This is a genomic window from Pseudomonas sp. TR47, from assembly GCF_044143025.1.
Lineage (GTDB): Bacteria > Pseudomonadota > Gammaproteobacteria > Pseudomonadales > Pseudomonadaceae > Aquipseudomonas > Aquipseudomonas putida_E.
Genome location: NZ_JBHFCS010000078.1, coordinates 1 through 609, shown reverse-complemented (window position 1 = coordinate 609; position 609 = coordinate 1). Strand labels below are relative to the sequence as shown.

Sequence of the window (609 nt, the reverse complement as noted above, 5' to 3'; positions counted from 1 at the left end):
GGCGGCCTCAGGTTCCAAGTGCAACAGTCAGTTGATAATGTTGAGCCGATTGGTTGCCAGCAGTTGCAGATGATCCGTCAACACTTCAACAGGGAATTTCCAGCCCAATGTCTGACGAGGTCGGGTGTTGAGCAAGTCGGCAATCTCGTCCAGCCGCTCCTGGCTAACCAGCGACAAATCGGTGCCCTTGGGTAAGTACTGCCGGAGCAGGCCGTTCGTGTTCTCGTTGCTGCCTCTTTGCCAAGGGCTGTGCGGGTCAGCGAAGTAGATCTTCATTCCCGTACGAGCTGTCAGCTCTTGATGCTTGGCCATCTCGCTGCCTTGGTCATGGGTCATGGTTTTCAGCAGCGCCGGTGCCATCCGCGAAAGTTCTCGCGTCATCCCCTCTAGCGCGGCGTCTGCGGTGGGCGCATCCAACTTGGCCAGGATCACGAAACGGCTCGTGCGCTCGACCATCGTCGCTACTGCCGAGCGATTGTTCGCGCCCATGATCAGGTCGCTTTCCCAATGACCTGGCACTTGTCGACCTTCGACCTCTTCAGGCCGGTAGCGAATATTCTGTTCAGCTGGATAGCGCTCGCGCCGAGCTGGCGCAGTGCTGCGAGTACG

At 58.5% G+C, this 609-nt stretch carries 1 protein-coding gene; it reads right to left on the bottom strand.

Annotated features, from left to right (window positions below; translation table 11 throughout):
- Nucleotides 1–27 precede the first annotated feature (27 nt).
- A partial coding sequence (locus tag ACEWE8_RS26100) for an IS30 family transposase (RefSeq protein ID WP_395589452.1) occupies nucleotides 28–609 on the bottom strand: 582 nt, incomplete at its 5' end.